The organism is Bacteroides sp. 224, from assembly GCF_010500995.1.
GTDB lineage: Bacteria > Bacteroidota > Bacteroidia > Bacteroidales > Bacteroidaceae > Bacteroides.
In genome coordinates, this window is record NZ_QVMK01000028.1 from 21028 (window position 1) to 39024 (window position 17997).

General features: G+C 40.4%; 10 protein-coding genes. 4 read left to right on the top strand and 6 right to left on the bottom strand.

The features are described from left to right. Positions 1-2: 2 nt before the first annotated feature. Positions 3-1178: a hypothetical protein gene (locus D0T60_RS12785; RefSeq protein ID WP_163218501.1), complete on the bottom strand. Its 1176-nt coding sequence runs from the start codon at positions 1176-1178 to the stop codon at positions 3-5. 126 nt (positions 1179-1304) lie between these two features. On the opposite strand from D0T60_RS12785, the gene D0T60_RS12790 reads away from it, so the two are divergent. Together D0T60_RS12790 and nifJ are read left to right on the top strand one after the other, a co-directional pair. Then, positions 1305-2486, top strand: coding sequence for an ATP-binding protein (locus D0T60_RS12790; protein ID WP_163218502.1), 1182 nt, complete (start codon positions 1305-1307; stop codon positions 2484-2486). Between the two features lie 101 nt (positions 2487-2587). Beyond that, positions 2588-6145, top strand: a complete 3558-nt coding sequence (nifJ, locus tag D0T60_RS12795) for a pyruvate:ferredoxin (flavodoxin) oxidoreductase (protein WP_163218503.1) — start codon at positions 2588-2590, stop codon at positions 6143-6145. Between the two features lie 106 nt (positions 6146-6251). Here the strand turns inward: nifJ and D0T60_RS12800 are convergent, their stop codons facing one another. Further along, positions 6252-7997, bottom strand: a complete 1746-nt coding sequence (locus D0T60_RS12800) for an ATP-binding protein (RefSeq protein WP_163218504.1) — start codon at positions 7995-7997, stop codon at positions 6252-6254. 497 nt (positions 7998-8494) lie between these two features. Here D0T60_RS12800 and D0T60_RS12805 point away from each other — a divergent pair, with 497 nt between their 5' ends. Beyond that, positions 8495-9013, top strand: coding sequence for an HU family DNA-binding protein (locus D0T60_RS12805; protein WP_163218505.1), 519 nt, complete (start codon positions 8495-8497; stop codon positions 9011-9013). A 191-nt stretch (positions 9014-9204) separates the two neighbouring features. Here the strand turns inward: D0T60_RS12805 and D0T60_RS12810 are convergent, their stop codons facing one another. Continuing rightward, complete coding sequence (locus D0T60_RS12810) at positions 9205-9798, bottom strand: hypothetical protein (RefSeq protein ID WP_163218506.1); 594 nt, start codon at positions 9796-9798, stop codon at positions 9205-9207. Positions 9799-10288: 490 nt separating this feature from the next. Here D0T60_RS12810 and D0T60_RS12815 point away from each other — a divergent pair, with 490 nt between their 5' ends. Next, on the top strand, positions 10289-11377 hold the full coding sequence (locus D0T60_RS12815; RefSeq protein ID WP_163218507.1) for a DUF6348 family protein: 1089 nt from the start codon (positions 10289-10291) through the stop codon (positions 11375-11377). Here the strand turns inward: D0T60_RS12815 and D0T60_RS12820 are convergent. The 3 genes from D0T60_RS12820 to D0T60_RS12830 all read right to left on the bottom strand — a co-directional run bounded on the left by D0T60_RS12820 (position 11374) and on the right by D0T60_RS12830 (position 17993). Continuing rightward, on the bottom strand, positions 11374-12333 hold the full coding sequence (locus D0T60_RS12820) for an NAD(P)-dependent oxidoreductase (protein ID WP_239059561.1): 960 nt from the start codon (positions 12331-12333) through the stop codon (positions 11374-11376). The genes D0T60_RS12815 and D0T60_RS12820 overlap by 4 nt on opposite strands. Before the next feature lie 5 nt (positions 12334-12338). Next, a complete protein-coding gene (locus D0T60_RS12825) occupies positions 12339-15026 on the bottom strand; it encodes a DUF6493 family protein (protein ID WP_163218508.1) in 2688 nt (895 codons plus the stop codon). Positions 15027-15290: 264 nt separating this feature from the next. After that, positions 15291-17993 carry a DUF6493 family protein gene (locus D0T60_RS12830; RefSeq protein WP_163218509.1) on the bottom strand — a complete coding sequence of 901 codons (2703 nt, stop codon included), beginning with the start codon at positions 17991-17993 and terminating at the stop codon, positions 15291-15293. Between the last annotated feature and the right edge of the window lie 4 nt (positions 17994-17997).

Sequence of the window (17997 nt, forward strand, 5' to 3'; positions counted from 1 at the left end):
AATCAATAAATCAAGGCATAAGCATTATATTTCGATTGAGGGGTGATAGGAGTCAAAGGCAAATATCCCTTTTCTATTCTGCCATTCGATACTATTAATGGATGCTCTTGCTGCAAGGCTTTATGTTCCGTTTGTAACTCTTCATTGCTACCATGAAAGACGATACGGTAAATACCATTTTCCCCTTCGCACACGTATCTATCATAAAACAAGCGGGCAACCATCCCCATATTCATACGGAGATTTATTTCTACACAGGGGTGAATACAATACCTGCCATCTACCTCGCAGATCATCATATCTACCCCCAAATACCCTGTATATGTATTGTTTAGGCGAATAGACAACTCTTTTTCGAGCTTACTTTTTAATGTATTTAATGAAGACTCGCAAACATAAGTACTTAGTTGTGATTCAATGTCTTTGTTGGTACCCAGAAAGTTGCCATCATAAGCACCTCCGGGATGCGTATAAAAAAGAGAGTAACCTTGAAAAGAAACTGTCCCCGAAATATCCGGTTTAAATTGCATAGCAAAATCTACTACCTTATTATACAAAGGCTCTCCTACTACCCCACCCTGCTGCTTCAGCACATTTACACACCAATTGCATATATGAGATGTAAATACTCCTTTGCACCAGTTTAGTCCTTTTCCACTGCCGGATAAAGGGGCCTTCAATAAACAATTGGAGCGGGATTCAACAAAATCTCTAATCGTCTCAATATCCGTCAGATAGAATGACTTACCGCAAAAATCATTATTTGAAAGCAAAGAGGGCAATAAGTCTACTGCTACCGATCGGTGAGAACAGGAACGAATATGCTCCATTTGCTTACTATCGGGCAAGAAAGATTCTGAGATACCGGATAGATACAATTGTTTGCGAATAGCCGGGTCCCATCCCCAGGGAATGGGCATTAATTCCATCTCCGCTACTTCCGGTTCTGTTAATAAAGAAGGTAATTGCGGAAAATAATTTCTCATTTCATCCAGATATGCCTGATTGTAGTTCGATACGGCCAATACAAAATCTTGAGGTTTTGCATACCATATTGGCAACAAAGCTACATCCAAAGCCAACCTGCGAGCCGCTGCCGGTGCCATATAATTAGGGTCGCTGTTGGCCAAAGCCATATCATGATCCGGATTGAAGATATATAAAGAGGTATCTACCATAGAGCCTTATTCATAAAGCACGCAAAAGTAGTGATAAAAATCAATAAGAAACAGAGATTTTGCTATCTCTACTTTGCAAATTACAAAATATAAGCTTATATTTGCGAGCCAAATAAGTACATTTCTATGGAAGCATTTTACCGTACACACACTTATCTTGTAGAACATACCAATGCTCCAGTTCGTCGTGACTTGATGGACGAAATCGACTGGAACGACCGTCTAATAGGTATCAAAGGTACACGAGGTGTGGGTAAGACTACGTTTCTGCTACAATACGCTAAGGAGAAATTCGGAACAGATCGTTCCTGTCTTTTCATTAACATGAACAATTTCTATTTCTCCAACTACTCCATTGTTGATTTTGCCAACGAATTCCAAAAAAGGGGCGGCAAAGTACTTCTGATTGATCAGGTATTCAAATCTCCCGAATGGAGCAAAGAGCTGAGGATGTGTTATGACCGTTTTCCTAATCTGAAAATAGTATTCACGGGTTCTTCGGTAATGCGTTTGAAAGAAGAAAATCTGGAACTAAGAGATATTGCCAAGAGCTACAATCTTCGTGGATTCTCGTTCAGAGAGTTTCTGAATCTGCAAACGGGAATGAAGTTTCGCGCCTACACGCTGGATGAAATACTCAATAACCACGAACAAATTGCACGTGGGGTGCTCTCGAAGGTTCGTCCGCTGAATTATTTTCAGGATTATCTTCATCATGGTTTCTACCCATTCTTTTTGGAGAAACGTAACTTCTCCGAAAATCTGCTGAAAACCATGAATATGATGATTGAAGTAGATATTTTGCTACTCAAACAAATAGAGTTGAAATATCTTTCTAAAATAAAAAAATTATTCTATCTGCTGGCAGTAGCCGGTCCGAAAGCGCCGAATGTAAGTCAACTGGCAACAGAGATACAGACATCACGGGCCACGGTGATGAATTACATCAAGTATCTGGCAGACGCGCGACTTATCAATATGATTTATACAGATGAGGAAGAAGAGTTTCCAAAGAAACCGGCCAAGATAATGATGCACAATTCTAATTTGATGTATTCTATCTATCCCGTAAATGTGGAAGATCAGGATGTGCTCGATACCTTCTTTCTGAACACCATGTATAAAGATCATAAATTATACAAGGGAGATAAAAACACCACTTTCCTGGTAGACGGTAAATTGCCGTTTAAGATTTGCGGTGAAGGATATAAAATAAAGAACAATCCGGATACATATTATGCCATGCACAGATCGGAAATAGGACGAGGAAATCAAATCCCCCTCTGGTTGTTTGGATTTGTGTATTAAATATTTTTTCGAATATGGAAATAACAACCGTGGAAATATCCGCTCACTATACAATTTCTAAAATAATTTATTTACTTAAATATTAATAGTTTAATTTAGTTATGACTAATCAGAAGAAATTCATCACATGTGATGGTAATCAGGCAGCAGCACATATCTCGTATATGTTCTCGGAAGTAGCTGCTATTTACCCCATCACTCCTTCTTCGACTATGGCAGAGTACGTAGACGAATGGGCAGCTAAAGGTCGTAAAAACATCTTCGGCGAAACAGTATTGGTAGAAGAAATGCAATCGGAAGCAGGCGCAGCAGGTGCTTTGCACGGTTCGCTTCAGGCAGGTGCGTTAACTACTACTTATACGGCTTCACAGGGTCTTCTTTTGATGATCCCGAACATGTACAAAATTGCAGGTGAATTGTTGCCTTGCGTATTCCATGTTTCTGCTCGTGCGTTGGCTTCTCATGCTCTTTCTATCTTTGGCGACCACCAAGACGTAATGGCTACTCGCCAAACAGGTTTTGCTATGTTGGCCGAAGGTTCTGTACAAGAAGTTATGGACTTGGCTGCGGTAGCTCACCTATCTACAATCAAAGCTCGTGTTCCTTTTGTTAATTTCTTCGACGGTTTCCGTACTTCACACGAAATCCAAAAGATCGAAGCTTTGGAAAACGAAGACTTGGCTCACCTGATTGACCAAAAAGCGTTGGCTGAATTCCGTGCCCGTGCACTGAACCCCAATGCACCGGTTGCTCGCGGTATGGCTGAAAACCCGGATGTTTACTTCCAACACAGAGAATCAAGCAATTCTTATTATGATGCAGTTCCTGCCATTGTAGAAGAATATATGAACGAACTGTCTAAAATTACAGGACGTAAATATGGTTTGTTCGATTACTACGGAGCTGATGATGCTGAACGCGTAATCATCGCTATGGGTTCTGTAACCGAAGCGGCTCGCGAAGCGATTGACCACTTGGTAGCTCAAGGCGAAAAAGTAGGTATGGTTGCTGTACACTTGTACCGTCCATTCTCTGCAAAACACTTCTTAGCTGCTGTTCCTAAAACTGCGAAACGTATTGCTGTTTTAGATAGAACAAAAGAACCGGGAGCTAACGGAGAACCATTGTACTTAGACGTAAAAGACTGTTTCTACGGTGCTGCTAATGCTCCTGTTATCGTAGGCGGACGTTATGGTCTTTCTTCTAAAGATACGACTCCTGCACAGGTTATTTCTGTATTCGAAAACCTTGCATTACCGGAACCAAAGAATCACTTTACTATGGGTATTGTGGACGACGTTACTTTCACTTCTCTTCCTCAAAAAGAAGAAATCGCTTTAGGCGGCGAAGGTATGTACGAAGCTAAATTCTACGGTTTGGGTGCCGACGGTACGGTAGGTGCTAACAAAAACTCAATCAAAATTATTGGTGACAACACCAACAAATATTGCCAGGCTTACTTCTCTTACGACTCTAAGAAGTCGGGAGGTTTCACCTGTTCTCACCTTCGTTTCGGCGATCATCCTATTCGTTCTACTTATTTGGTAAATACACCTAACTTTGTGGCTTGCCACGTACAGGCTTACCTGAGAATGTACGACGTAACTCGTGGTCTTCGCGAAAACGGAACATTCCTGTTGAACACTATCTGGAATGAAGAAGAATTGGCTAAACATTTGCCTAACAAGGTAAAACGTTACCTGGCTAAGAAAAACATATCTGTTTATTATATCAACGCTACTGAAATTGCTATGGAAATTGGTTTGGGTAACCGTACCAACACCATCCTTCAGTCTGCTTTCTTCCAAATCACCAAAGTAATTCCTGTAGACCAAGCTATCGAACAAATGAAGAAATTCATCGTGAAGTCTTACGGAAGCAAGGGAGAAGATATCGTAAACAAAAACTATGCTGCAGTTGACCGCGGTGGCGAATACAAACAACTAACCGTAGATCCTTCATGGGCTAACCTACCTGATGATGAAGCAGAAACTAACAATGATCCGGCATTCATCAACGAAGTAGTTCGTCCGATCAATGGACAAGATGGTGACTTGCTTCCTGTATCTGCATTCAAAGGTCGCGAAGACGGAACCTGGGATCAAGGTACTTCACAATACGAAAAACGTGGTGTGGCTGCCTTCGTTCCTGAATGGAATCCTGAAACTTGTATCCAATGTAACAAGTGTGCGTATGTTTGTCCTCACGCTTCTATCCGTCCATTCGTATTGGATGCTGAAGAGCAAAAAGGAGCTAACTTCCCTATGCTGAAAGCTGTAGGAAAACAATTCGAAGGTATGACTTTCCGCATTCAAGTAGACGTTCTCGACTGTTTGGGTTGTGGTAACTGTGCCGACATCTGTCCGGGTAATCCGAAGAAAGGTGGCAAAGCATTGACCATGAAGAGCTTGGAATCTCAATTAGCCGAAGCTGACAACTGGGAATACAATGTGAAGAATGTAACCAGCAAACAACACTTGGTAGACGTGAAGAGCAATGTGAAGAACTCTCAGTTCGCTACTCCATTGTTTGAATTCTCTGGAGCTTGTTCAGGTTGTGGTGAAACTCCATACGTGAAGTTAATCACTCAATTGTTTGGCGATCGTCAGATGGTTGCTAATGCTACCGGATGTTCTTCTATCTATTCAGGTTCAGTGCCTTCAACTCCTTATACAACCAATGAAAGAGGTCAAGGTCCTGCTTGGGCAAACTCTTTATTCGAAGACTTCTGCGAATTTGGTTTGGGTATGGAATTAGCAAACGAAAAAATGCGTTTACGCATCGTTAAGCTGATGAACGAAGCTATTGCTTCTGAAGGTTGTCCTGCTGAGAACAAAGCACTTTATCAAGAATGGATCGACAATATGTTCGATGCTGATAAGACTAAAGAACTGGCAGAAAAGATTATCCCTGTATTGGAAGCGGTGAAAGATAATTGCGAAACTTGCAAAGGCATCTACGACCTGAAACAATATTTAGTAAAACGTTCACAATGGATTATCGGTGGCGACGGTGCTTCTTACGATATCGGTTACGGTGGTTTGGATCACGTAATTGCTTCCGGTAAAGACGTAAACATCTTAGTTCTTGATACAGAGGTTTACTCTAACACTGGTGGACAATCATCTAAAGCTACTCCGGTTGGTGCAATCGCTAAGTTTGCTGCATCCGGTAAGAGAATCCGCAAGAAAGACCTTGGTTTGATGGCTACTACTTACGGTTATGTATATGTAGCTCAAATTGCAATGGGTGCTGACCAAGCTCAAACCCTGAAAGCAATCCGCGAAGCAGAAGCTTATCCGGGACCATCTTTGATCATTGCTTATGCACCATGTATCAACCACGGATTGAGAGCCGGTATGGGTAAATCTCAGGAAGAGGAAGAAAAAGCAGTTGCATCCGGATACTGGCACTTGTGGCGTTACAACCCTGCTTTGGAAGCAGAAGGAAAGAATCCATTCACACTTGATTCTAAAGAACCGAAGTGGGAAGAATTCCAAAACTTCCTGAAAGGTGAAGTACGTTACACTTCATTGATGAAACAATATCCTGCCGAAGCAGACGAATTGTTTGCAGCAGCCGAAGAAAATGCAAAATGGAGATATAACAACTACAAACGTCTGGCTAACCAGGCTTGGGGTAGCGAAGCTGCTGAGTAATTGTTTGATATCTGTATATAAAAAGGAGAGGAAGTCTGAAAAGGCTTCCTCTTTTTTGTTTGCAAATAAATTGATTTAGATCTGTATTATCTATGCGATCTCACGTTTACTGTATCTCCTCCTCTATCATCTCCGCTACTTCCCATCCACGAAAGACCACGGTTATCAACTTCAGCTTTGCTCCACCGATAGTGCTTGTCACAATCTTGTCTGAGGCATACTTTAGTAATTGTTCGCGTGCATCTGCTTTTAGGGTAGCAATACGGCTTTCGGGTTCATCACGTTTCAGGTACTTCACCTCCAGCAGGTAGGCGTATTCCATATCTGTCAGCCTTGGGTTAGGACGGAAGTAGAAATCGGCATATCCTTTACCCAATTCGTATTCGGGCATTAATTGATAGTAATTTGTTAAACCCAAATAAGCCAGCAAGAAAGCTTTTACATGGGCTTCGCCATCCATAAACTGACGGATACGGCTTTGCTTCTCCAATTCGGCACCGATGTAGGAGAATACAGACTGCCACTCGCCACGATAAGCCATACCTTTCATTAGTTGAGCGAGTTCATAAAAGTCGAGCTGGAACGCATTGGCATCCCCAAGTCCTTCTACCAAGTAAGTATACATTTGCTCGCGAACCGTATGGTTGGGAATACCTAATAGAGTGTCACCTTGTTTAGTACCTTGTATTGTTACCAAACCGAAATAGTAAAGTAGTGACTTAAAGTTATCCGGTTTCACCATCTCATCTACCGAAAAGCCGTCTTTAAGTGTAGCGGTGGTATGTCCTGTTTCAACAATTTCCCGAATAACGGAGAGGTTGGAGCCGGCATCCAGTTCATGATCTGTCTTTATCAGGTAGCGCAGTTTGTTATAATCGGTACGGATGTTTTTGTCGATCATCTCACGAGGTGGTTTTCCTGTCTGCATCAACCAATTAAGGTAATAAAGTACCATGTCCGAGTTATACATTGAATTATCCAACATATCTTCGGCAAAACAATAATTATCATACCAAGGCTTTATTTCGGCTACTACCTCATCAACAGTCATAGGAAGCGCACCTTGGGTGTGATAATATTCGAGCATCGTACGCAACTCTTCTTCAGAAAACCCTACCAGATTATTAAATTGTGGTGCAGTAGTATAATTGGTACCAATATTGAATCCTGATGTAACATCATCAAGCGTTACAGGACTTACACCTGTGATAAACATACGCTCCAACGCCATGCCATTGCCGGTGGTAATCAATTTTAGCACATTAAAGAAATAGCGATAAAAGCCTTCGCCATGTGTGGCATCTTTATAGGCTTTTTTACTGATATTAGCAAGAATAGAGTTGGTGAAGTTATCGTACTCATCAATAATCAGATAGATGCGGAGGCCCAATTCAACACTTTTTCTATTTATATATTGCAAGCGGTCAGCAGCCGTTTCGCGTTCCATCAATTCTTCTTCAAAATTGGGAGAGAAAAAACGCTTATAACGATCTACAAATTCTAAAAATCGTTCACGACAATGACTTTCGAATGTACGATGCATATTCTCCGGTTGCGGATCGACTCCCGAGAAGTTGAAACGAAGTATCAGAAACTTGGCACGAAGCTTCGTAGGATTTTTATATATCCACCGCTCTCCAAACAGTTCTTCAAAACGATCTTCATTATTAATATCATAGTAAGCATCGAGCACATTAAGCAGCAAGCTCTTACCAAACCGACGGGGACGAATCAGGAAGAAGTAAGATACCGATTGCTCTATTATAGGAATAAAGCGAGTTTTATCTACATAATAATAATCTTGCAAAGAGATTCTCTCGTAATCGCTAATGCCGTAAGGAATCATTTTCATGTTGCTTCTACAATTACAGGGTTCGTTTCAGTAACAAAGATAGAAATTATATTGGGGTTAAATAGGATTAGTTAGGGTTTTTAGTTAGGTTAAAGAGATGTTGATAGGATGATAGCTATCTTACGTCGGCATGATAAGTGACTTATGTCGGCATGATAGAAGTGCTACGTTCCTATGGTATAAAATTATAGTCTGATGAAAATAGATTATCCTAAGATCATAGGGGTCGTATGTCGGCATCGTAGATGATTATAGTCTGATGAAAGTTAATTATCCTAAGATCATAAGAGGAAAAGTCTAAAGATATTCGCCACCTCTATTTTCTTTAAAAACGTTAAAAAAGCCTCTTCTTCTCCATTTCTTACCGTTTCTTACCATTTCTTACTGTTTCTGACCACTGCCATTTTCTGTTGTCCTACTTTCGCCAATGTAACAAGGTTGCAAACTTGTTCAAAAGATAAATATGTTATTTTTTAATCAATTAAATCATTTTTATTATGGCTATTCCATTTAAAAAAACATTAAGAGTAAATCCGGCTAAACCCACTGAACCGGGCAAGTATTACCCCAATTTATTGACTTTGGGAAAGAATGTGGATGAAGATTTGATTATTCATCAGATCAAAGAACTCAGCTCGCTCTCCAAAGGAGACATTAAGAGCGTAGTAACTAACCTTTTAGATGTAGTGCGTACCAACCTGTATAGTGGTCACTCGGTGACTCTTCGAAACTTTGGCACATTCAGTTTGTCTGCTCGAAGTGAAGGAAGTGATACTGAAAAAGATTGTACAGCCAAAAACATCAAGACCGTACGCATTAATTTCAGACCCTCCAAAACGATTCGTCCGGATGTGAATGCTACCCGTGCAGAAGATAAATTGACTTTTATCGACTTCGATACGTATATAAAAAATATGTTCGGTGATCATCTATCAACTGGAAATGGAAACAATGAAGGAAACGGAGATGGTGGCAACAATGGTGGTGGAGATGAATTTATAGATCCGTCAGCATAAAAAAGAAAACTTGTAAAGTTGCAGATTTTATAAAGCAGAATCTATAGTAATATGCCCCGAATTGTAGTGTACGATTCGGGGCTATTTGTATTCAGAGTCATTATATCTGTAACATAACCTTCAAGAGAAATATCTGGCTACATTATTGTTGGGTATTTGCAGGGGTGAGGAGAGCGCAAAGAGCCACTCCCCTACCTCGGAAATAATTCAAAATACTTATTCCAGATTAGTTCTTCATATTTATATGCATACTTTTCTGCATACGCTTCACCTTTTGCACATCTTCGTCGTGATTTCGTATGTATACGATCGTGGTGATGACCTATCTCGTGCAGAAGAATATGCAGTAACAAATATGCCTTAATCTGATTCTCTGTAAAGTCACATATAACATAATCCTTCTTGATTTGATAAGACACTTCCAATCGCTCGAATATCTTCTGATGACTTCTAAAATACGGCAATGAAAATACTTTTGTCTTTTCTTTCTCCCAAGCACAAATGCCAATTACTCCCCGATTATACCACCCATCAGTATATCCATCTCCTTTATCAAGGATAATTGCATCAAGCTCCTGATCAATAACTTCACGATTAGGCAGTATTTCGAGAAAGAGTTTTATATCTCTTGTTTTTAGAAAATGTTTATACCCTTTTCCGGGTGGCATCACATCAAGTTGTATTTCTTTCTGAAAGGTATTCCAATAGTTTGGTGTACGCTTATGTCTATTTTTGGGCTGCACGCGACCATTCTTCACCTTAGTCGCAGTTCTTCTTGCTATCATAGATAAATATAAAATAGTATGCCAAATCAGATCGACATTCAATTAATAAATAGAAATGGGGAATTTTCAAGGGACTTATAATACACATAACAACCCATTTATAGAATGTGAGCTATAAAGATTGATTTGCCTTTCTATATGATAGGCAAGTTTCTAGTCCCGAAATTTGATTTTATAACATATCTAACATAGCGATACCCTTTCAGTGATTAGGGTTAATAATCATGATGTGTTTTTTTAATACAGATACAAATATAGAAATTATTTTTTATTTCACTATATTTGAAAACAAAGAATACTGTATAATGAAAACTGAGAAAATCTGCTATACTAAAGGAGTATCATTCGAAAAAGAGATAGGATACCTCACATGTAAAACCTTACATCCCTCCTTCCACAGAAAAACAAACAAAGAGATTTAATTTATGGAGATTTCTTCTTAAACAATAAAGAAAACATCCACATTCATACACCCAATATTCAATAAAACATGAACAACCAAGCTTTTTATCTTGAATTATTAGAAAAAACATTTAAGAACCATCACATCAATTGCTACATAGAGGAAAGTGCTCTTATTTTCCCACAGCAATACATAGAAGCCCAAGTATCTTTCTTCGATCGTACTTCTTCCATGCCTATGGTACAGATGGATGTAACTTTCTCCATCGGCCTTGCCAAACATATCATAGAATCAGTTGCGGGATTTGGAGACACTATGGAAAATGCAATGAAAAACGCCTGGAGTAACTTCCTGAATAATTGCTTTCACCCTATTCTTGGTACCTTCTTCACGAACGAATACGATGATCAAATCATACGGGAAGAAAAAATAATTGGGGGAGAAAAGTACGAAGTTGTACGCAGCCATCTGGGCATTCGAGGAAAATTGCCCGAAGACTTCTACGATGAATGGCTCAAACAATTCGAGAAAGATTTGGCAGTATGTCAACTACCTACAGGCATTCACTGGATTCGATTCTATTATGGACAACATCAGCGGCAAACAAGCGCCTGCGAAATTTTATACGATAATAATCCGTGGGAAGAGATGCAAAAAAAGGCACAGCAGTATAGCTATTGCCCATCAGACGATTTCTATTCAACACGTACATTGTATATTCTACATAGAAAACCCGATGTTAACCGACTGGCTCGCATCATAGCACTTGCTTCAGAAGAGGAAGTGAACGATGCACTGATTGAATACGGTTTATCACCTATGGATGCCTCCAAAGCATATCTATTTATACAGCATGCTTTCGGACAGGTGTTGATTAGAAAAATATTGAATAATTGCTCTTTCTCTGATCGGGCCGTCATTACAGATGGAGATAAAAAATATTCGATTCTATGGGCACATGAATTCTTCTATACGGAAGCAATCAAACTGGGCGAACTCATTATGGGAGAAGGTAATCTGAAGGATAGAAAGTTGCTTCAGTCAATAGCCACTTGCAGTGCAGAGTTTAATGCGCTGAACAACGCGTTGCATAACGGGTCGACAATAGAAAGTCTCGAAGGAGCATCATTCGGAGAGGCAATGATGGAAATCCAAGGATATGTGGCCGGAAACTAAAACGTTTCCAGCCCTTCCTCGAATGTTTTATACGTAAGCTCTGGTAGTAACTCCTCCCTCATACGTGAGGTATCACCATAGTAAGAAACGCGTCCTATTTTTATAAAATCGCGCGTAAGAGGGCTTTGTGTATTGAACAACAAAGAGTACTTTTCGAAAGTCCATGCTGCTGTCATTATCATCCACAAGGGCATACGCCAAGGTTTGCGATATTTTTTATAGATAGCAACCCGGTCCAGAAATTGCTGTAAGGTTTGTATGCCCTCATCTCCAAGGTGATAGATTCCTTGTATGCTTTCTTTTTCAATGGCAGCAGTAGTAGCCTTTAAAAAGTCTTCTGTAGAAATCAAATGAATCCAGGTAGGTTGCTTCCAAACTCCCAACAGGTAATGACGGTTAAACCAATCGGCTGCATCAATCATTAGAATACCTTTGCCATACACCATTCCTACGCGAAGTGAAACCGCTTCTATGCCTGCTTCCTTGCAGCATCGGAAGAGTTCCCTTTCTTCTTCAAGGCGTGTGGTAGCATGTGCCGAAATTGGATGTCCGTCGAGAGTACCTTTTGCCGGATTCTCAGGGGTGGTTTCTCCTTCTACATGCGGAAAGCTGATAAGGATTATTCGTTTTACTTTCTTTTCAACAGCTACCTCCAGCAGATTACGAAAATAATGGGTATTGGTTATAGGCAGAAATTTTTCAGGATTCGCTTTAAATAAAACTCCGGCAAAGTGCACTACCACATCTACGCCATCGAGTGCAGCACTGAGAGTTTCTTTCTTTGCCAAGTCTGCCTTAAAAATCTGAATATTAGGAAGATTTCTGAGTTCGGTATTTACCTCTTTTCGATGTGTTAGTAAGTGCAGATTCCTGTTTTTCAGGTGGTGGGCCAACAGACCGCCCAAATTACCTGCGGCACCGGTGATTAATATTTTAGGATAGGTATCATTCATCATATATTCTATTTTTTAGGTAGTTCTTTATAAACCTCCGATAACTTTTTCAGATTCCTGACAGGTTTATCTTTTAATTCAGCCAACAATACATCCAGTAATTCTTTCAACGCTTGGTCGTGCAAAGTACTTATATGCAGCAGATTTATTTCAATTACATCTATAAACCGCTTTAGGGGTAGCCACTGTACTTGCAATAGTTTTGTTATTTTATGTCCTAAGTGTACATGATCCAAGTATCCGGCTTGCACTTGTTCCGTCCAGAGAGAAGCTGCATAATCCTTTATTTCTTTAGCAGGGGCAAACAAGCAGAAAGCAAGTTGCAGATAACCCATTTCCGATAAAGGCAAATGCAAATCAATCAAAGTATGAAGTCCATTTATCAGACTTGCTTTATCTCCCGAATCCATCACATTATATGCCAGAATGCGATTAAGATAATAAGCCAGAATTGTATCCGAATAATAGGGAGCGGATGCAAGCAAACGAGTAACATCTCCTGCCCACAAAAAGCGACTGTGCAACATACTGTAGTAGTATTCGGGAAGGAATTTCGTTTCTGGATTGTTTTCTACCTGATGGGTAGGCAGTTGCAATTTGAGTTTCATGGCTCCATAGTTGTTATCAGCTATTGTCCATTCAAAATTTCCGGTGAGGTATACCTGAGGAATAGCCCCAAATCCCCACTGCTCGGTCTGCGCAGGTACAGTATGCGGATGTTTTACCAATGCGGCACACATCCACCAGGCAGAATGTTCTACAGTAGCCGGTGGTTGAGCATCCGGCGCAAACAGATAAACCATCAGGTCGCGTAGCTCTCCGGTCAGCACCTCTTTGGCTAATTGCAGGGCCTCACCGGTAGACTGAAGGGCACAACGGAGAATAGCTTGTTGCATATCAAATCCGTTAGGTGTTTGCCCTTGTTGCTGAGCAACTTGCAGACGCTGCACCAACACCACCGGATCTATCCACAACGGTGCGTGTGTAGGAGTAGAAAGCAAATGATATGGAGTACCCGTACGTATGGAATCGAGCACCTTTAACAGTATGAAATAAAAAGGACGCAACTCCGCGTTCTGTATCCGATTGCGCCAACTGCTCATATTTAAGACTTTTTCTTGAGAAAGTTTCTGCAAGTATTCCGAAGCACCGGGAAACTGATTATTTAATAGATTTCCATAACTCAACCAAAAAGCAGCAAAGGTACGGTCAATCAATCCAATACGGGCATTCCAATTCTCAATACACTTAACGGCTTGCTTAAATACAGGTTCGAGTTGAAGCACTTTTTCCGGAGTTAATTCGGCATGAAACTGCTGCACATACACCGGAAGCATAAAAATATGCCAAGGTTCGTTGTTCTCAAAGATCTGTCCGGCGAAGAACAGAAAATCATCAAAGGTAGTTAAGTGTGGAATGGCATTTGCAGCACTAAGCAGTAAAACAGGAGACTGCACTTCTATTTCGGGTATCGTCTGCTCTTCCTGAGGTGCTTCGGACAAAACCGACGCATCAAGAAAATCGCTCAATAAAGGCTTAACCGCAGAAAGAATCTGACCGACATATCCAACCAGTATAGGTGCTATAGCAGATTGATCGCCATATTTCACTATCAGTTTAGCTAATTTCTTCTGAATGCCCTCATCGGTATTAATAAAACCACCCGCCAATATCGAACAAAGAGTGTTTCGGAGTGTAGCTTGTTCTTTCAGCAATAATTCGCAAATGGCAATGGTATTGTTCACTATCGCTTTAGTGCTCGATCCTAACAAAACAGGCACTTGCGAAAGAAAATCATCAAGCAGTAACGCAGGTTCCCCACTTATCTTCTTTATGTACCCCAATGCATTACTCACCGGTTTAGTTTGAGGAGAAGTAAGCGAGCGAAGAAGCTCGGCTTGTATATTTAGCAGTTCTTCCGTAGTAGGTTGCAGATCATTAAACAAATCGACAAACCAATTTATCTGTAACTTATTAAAGCTCTGATTAATAACAGCCGACAAACACTCTTTGAGTACCCGCGCACGGTCTAAACGACCTTCGACCACCAACTGACGAAAGATTTTGTTCCAGTTATCATCTTCATTCTCCAATCCGTAGAACATATTAAAGTTGATATTACTTGGATAAGCAAAAAACAACCAGATATGTTCGGAAAGCGTTTCAGGATACTCCAACAGCTTTTCAGGACGCATTGTATAATACATAGGTGTTTTATACATCTCGAACACAAACGGATGCCCATAAAGAGTGGCTACTATCAGTTCGGGCGAAAGAGTGATATATCCTTTTTGATGCCAGCGCATTACTTCATCATAAGTAAAGTCTTTCAGCTCGCGGTTGGTACGGCTGTCGTTGATAAACTCGCTCATCCAATCGGGTTGATACCATTCCAGAATATCATTTATGGAAATACGCTCCATTAAGTCTTTTTGCGAATATTCATGAAACTTAATAAAGCCGTTGCTCAGGTAACTTATTTCTATGCGATGACGCTTGTAGTCATTGAGATTAAAGCAAACAAACTGTGCAATAGAGAGTACTATATATCCTTTATTGGAAATAGAATGGCTCTTTGGGTACTCCTTTAGTATAGGAACCAGTTTGTTTCGTTCTTCGGGAGTAAGGGATTTCAAAAAAGGGATGATATCATCTACCTTTTCTTCTTGTATGAGTTGGGTGAATGTTTTTTTCATTATTTATGTATTATCAATAACAAATATATATTCTAAAAACGATTTATATAAAAATGGATTAATCCATTTTTTCGACCCGAAGGGTCAGTTTAAAACAGCCCGGGATAAAGCGAAGCGACATCCCGGGTATAAGTTGCAAAACGTCGTCAACCAGCGTCCCAAAGGGACAGCTTAATAAAACAATAGGCAAATAAGGTTATTAAGCTGTCCCCTTGGGACGCTCTGTAAAATGGTTATCTATACCCGGGGTGCCGTTCGCTACACTCACTGTACCCCGGGCTGTTTTAAATTGTCCCTTTGGGACGATATGTTTAATAATTGTTTCGCCACCTTTTTCAATGTATTTTCTTTTCCCCATACTTCCAATTTTGGGAGAAGGGCCGCAGCACATTCCGAACGATTCAGTGCCAACAGCTCATTGTAAATCTCCAACAGTTTTTTCAGATTGGTTACAGGCTGCTCTATTTGTAATAATATAGCAACAAAAAGTTCTTCCAATGCAGAACTATACAATGTTCCCGCTGTCAAGAAAGTGCCCGTCACCATATCGGTAAAACGTTTCACCGGAGCCCATTCTGCACTCATCAAAAAGCCAAGGGTTTGACCTAACTGTGCTTGCTGTATCAGTTGGTGGGTAGTGCGTTCCATCCATATTTCGGCGGCATAGTTACGAATTGTCTTTTCGGAACAGAGCATACAACATGACAAGAACAAAGTGGTTACAGGATCAAGTGCTGTTTTCAATTCATATAAAGCAGCGATAGAGGCAGTCAACATGTCTCGCGTTTGCGCATTTTCCATCTGGGCAAAATGAAAGCGATCTCTGATTAATAAGCCGTAAGGAATAGCCGGCAAAGATGGATACATCATGCCCAGATAAGGGCTATCTTGCGGTGCTACATAATAGCGTATATTGTCGCCTATACCTGCATAAAGGTTATGCTCCGCCTGCCATGGTGAGTCAGGTATTTGCATTTCAAGTACCGGCTTTTGAGAGTAAGTAGAATCCGCTTTCTTCTCCTCTCCTATTTTCCAGGAGTAAGTTTGGATATGTTTTTGCAATGCTTCATACACAGGCTCTTTCTCCATGATAGATGGGCAGCGAGAAACAGCCAGTTGCCAATCCATTAAATCAGGTTTGATGTTTGCCTTACGATACGCCTCCAATCGTTTGTTTAAAATCTGCGGATCAATCCATGCGGGAGCATGTGTAGGAGTAGAAAGTAAGGGTAATGTGATCCCCTTTTCTATAAAAGACAAAGCTTGGGAAAATACCTGCAAATAAGGTTGAAGCAGTTTGAAGTCTCTGCCAAACCATTGCTCCATGCGAGATATTTTATATGTCAGCGAAAACCATTTTTTGTATGTTTGTTTATTAACTTCCTGAAGTGCCAGTTCATGCAGTTCTTCAATGAATTGTCCTTCCTTAGGATACTTCTTTTGAAGGTATTGCCCATAATTGATAAAGAATAATGCCAACATTCTTAAATACAGACCACTCATACCCCAAAAGTCGGTTCCTGTAAATTCGTTGGTATCCCGATCGTAACTATGCCAGAATGGATCACCAATATTCAATGAATAGGCTTTTTGAAGCGCTATTTCTAATTGGTTAAGATGGGCAGCGGTTATCTGTGAGTTTAGTCGAATCAACGCTTCCGGCAATAGATCAAGATGAACCGGGACTTCCTGATCGAAAACTCCCGAAAGGAAGAATATCAAATCCTCCACCGTTTCAATACGTTGCATCTTGTTTTCTTCGGCATACAAATTAATTGGAAGGACTGCCTCGATGGGGTCCATAGCTCTTTGCTCTGCTGTGGCTTCCTTATCCAGATAATTTTTCAGCAGGGTTTGTGTAGACATCAGCAGTACATCCTGATAAGAACCAACTGCCGTGCGAACAACTTCCGAATTCGGATCTCCAAATTCAATAATAATCTTGGCTGCTCGGGTTTGTATAGCCTCATCCTTATTCAAAAAGGCTAATGGCACTTCGCTGCAAATAGTTTCGCGAAAAGAAGCATGCTTTTTTGCCACCTTTTGAAGTATCATTAAAGCAGACTGTACAATAGACTTCACCTCGGATGAGAGCAATACAGTTAAATGATTCAGGAAATTCTCTACATGAAAGTTTGAATCATCTGCTATTTGCTTGAGAGCATCCAATGATTTATTTATTGGTTTGGTGTTTTCCTTATTGAGAGTATTAACCAACTCTTCTTGTAAAGCAAGCAATTCTTCTTTTGTCGGTTTCAATTCGACAAAAAGATCGAAGCACCAACCCATATTTATTTTATCAATGTTGTGATTCACTGTCAGCAGGCATGCACGCAACACACGCATACGATCCAGGTGTCCGGAGGCAATATTGCTTTTGAATATTTTAGTCCAGGGACCTTCTTGTTGGGGCTTTGCATAATCATGATAATGTATACTTGAGGTTTCTTCAAAAAGGGCCCAGATATGATCTTCAAGTACAAGAGGATCTGCATACAAAAAGTCTGTTGGATATTCGTATTCACTTATTTCTTTATTGTACCTTCTGGCCTCCTGAGAAATGCTTCGGGCAATTAGGCTCCGGCTTGGTTTCAAGAATCCTTTCAATTGCCAGCGTAACAGATCAGAATATGCCATCGTTCCCCACATAGTATCGTCATTGTAATGTTCGGGGAACCAGTCGGGACAATACCAGGCTAATATTTCATCGGCTTGTTCAGCAACGACACCGGATATAAAATACCATTCCGTATAGGAACGAAACTGACTTTGTGTACAACAAGCTATAGCGGTTGCAAAATAAATGCCCTTATTCCCCTTTTGATGAGCCACCTCTTTGTAGGGGCGTAACTCTTTTACAAGTTCTTTACGTTCCTTAGCTGTTAGTTTCTGCAAATAGGGTAATAGTTTCTGTGTTTGATTGTTTTGATAGATGGTCCTAAACTCATCTATGAGTAGTTGATTCATAAAT